This window comes from Aquimarina pacifica (assembly GCF_000520955.1).
Classification (GTDB): domain Bacteria; phylum Bacteroidota; class Bacteroidia; order Flavobacteriales; family Flavobacteriaceae; genus Aquimarina; species Aquimarina pacifica.
The window spans coordinates 1-311 of sequence record NZ_JACC01000132.1 but is presented as its reverse complement, the minus strand read 5'-3'; the positions used below and the strand labels follow the sequence as shown (position 1 = coordinate 311).

At 36.3% G+C, this 311-nt stretch carries 1 protein-coding gene; it reads right to left on the bottom strand.

Annotated elements, in window-relative coordinates:
* Positions 1-311, bottom strand: a 311-nt coding sequence (gene tnpA, locus DZ60_RS0122100; protein ID WP_025744158.1) for an IS200/IS605 family transposase, incomplete at both ends; no start/stop codon positions are given.

Sequence of the window (311 nt, the reverse complement as noted above, 5' to 3'; positions counted from 1 at the left end):
AACTGTACTCACATAGTAGCCTTCAGCCCAAAAATGTCGGTTCCCATATTTGTATTTTAAGTTTGCATGTCGATCAAACATCATTAATGCACTTTTCCCTTTTAAGTATCCCATAAACTGTGATACGCTTAGTTTCGGCGGAATACTTACTAACAAGTGCACATGATCTGGCATCATATGACCTTCAATTATTTCTACTCCCTTATATTTGCACAACAAACGAATATAATCTCTCAGGTCTCTTCGGTATTGATTGAAGATCGCTTTACGTCTATACTTTGGTATGAATACGATGTGATACTTACATAACC